This window comes from Komagataeibacter oboediens, assembly GCF_003207815.1.
Classification (GTDB): domain Bacteria; phylum Pseudomonadota; class Alphaproteobacteria; order Acetobacterales; family Acetobacteraceae; genus Komagataeibacter; species Komagataeibacter oboediens.
In genome coordinates this window covers 1-1,652 of sequence record NZ_NKTX01000172.1, presented here as the reverse complement: position 1 = coordinate 1,652, position 1,652 = coordinate 1, and the positions used below count along the sequence as shown (strand labels likewise).

2 protein-coding genes are annotated in these 1,652 nt (G+C 57.9%); one reads left to right on the top strand and one right to left on the bottom strand.

Annotation, left to right across the window (positions count from 1 at the left end; translation table 11 throughout):
* The coding region (locus CFR80_RS18005) for a DUF4158 domain-containing protein (protein ID WP_146221716.1) at positions 1-1,102 on the bottom strand (1,102 nt) is incomplete at its 3' end.
* Between the two features lie 156 nt (positions 1,103-1,258).
* Here CFR80_RS18005 and CFR80_RS18000 point away from each other — a divergent pair.
* A partial coding sequence (locus CFR80_RS18000) for a recombinase family protein (protein ID WP_110507840.1) occupies positions 1,259-1,652 on the top strand: 394 nt, incomplete at its 3' end.

Sequence of the window (1,652 nt, the reverse complement as noted above, 5' to 3'; positions counted from 1 at the left end):
TTTCAGCCCTGCCGATGGCGTCCTGGAGGCGGGGCCAGTCAATTCCCGTAATGGCAGACAGTGAATCAACACCCTGATCACGCGCCTCAATCAGATGACGGCAGGAGGTTGTCAGCAGACGAAGCTGGGCCTGCAACGATCGCATGGTGACAATCGCTTTGTCACGGATCCGGTGCTCGGCACGGCGCATCATGCTTCCGAGGAGTTTGTCCATCATTGTGAGGGTCGCGTCGGTTAGAACCTCCTCAAGTCGGACCCCGGCTGCCACCAGAATGGCGTAACGACGGGATGACCGAAGCTCGGCCAGATGCTGGGGCGTAATCCGGGCAGCTTCTTCGCTCAAACGGTCAAAGGCCACACGCGGTATGGTCGTGGCGCGAGCGCTGTCGAGGTTCAGGGATCGTACATACTCCAGGCGTTCCAGCAATCGCAGGATATTGCGCGCGGCTGGTGACAGGGGCGGGTTACGCAGCCACGAGAGCGAGGAGGCACTGCGATCGCCACGACGCTCCAGCATTTTGTCCAAACGACAACGGGTTTCCGGCGGCAGATCCCCTGCAAGGACGTCATGGACAAGGTGATCGGCCTGCTGGCGAGCACGGCGCACCAAGGCTTCAATGACAGTGACCGACGGCAGGAGAATGCTTCGGCGACGCATCTCGTCAATCAGGATCGCAGCCATGCGGGATGGCTGGGTCACATGATGTGCAATTGGCATCGCGAAACCGGTCATGTCATGAAATGCCGACCGATCGAAGGTTCGGTAGCCATAACGCTTCATCAGGTGGGCCAGATGGGATCGACGGGTTTCGTCACGACGTCCGTAATGGGACCAGAGCCCAGGGGACAGGTCGAGCTGCCGCGCAACAAATGACAGAATGGGAGCCGGTGGTGTTTCACCAGATTCCAGCACCCGTCCCGGCCAGCGCATGTAGAGCATGACCATCGCAAAACCCAATCGGGAGGTTTCTCCGCGGCGGGTTGCGATCAGATCGAAGTCATCCTGGCTGAGTGTAAAATGTCTCGTGATCTCGCGATCATCGACAGAAGGCTCGTAATGTCGGGCGAGAGCTTCACGGGTCAGAAGACGGCGCCGCGCCATGATCGGATGTCTCCTTCATGTGTCCGGAAGGGGATCGTTGGACGGACTGTCCCGGACAAGTGCAACACGTCATGGAATACAGCCGTGTGCTGTGTCTCATAAAGGTGGTACCATATGTTTTGCAGTCATGGGGCCTTATACGTTACACTTTCCCGTATGACACACATAATGATCGGCTATGCCCGCTGCTCGACGGACAAACAGGATCTCGCGGCCCAGCATCAGGAACTGCTCAAACTCGGTGTTTCTGCCGATCGTATTTACACCGACAAGGGCTTCACCGGCACGAACCGGGAAAGGGCCGGCCTTGACCAGGCACTGGCGGCTGTTCGTAGTGGCGATACTTTGGTCGTACCAAAGCTTGATCGACTGGCCCGCTCTGTCCCTGATGCACGGCTTATTGGCGACAGCCTGGCATCCCGTGGCGTGAAGCTTCAACTTGGGAACAGTATTCACGATCCGTCTGATCCAATGGGCAAGTTGTTCTTCAACATCCTTGCGACTTTCGCGGAGTTTGAAGCCGATCTGATCCGGATGCGTACTCGTGAAG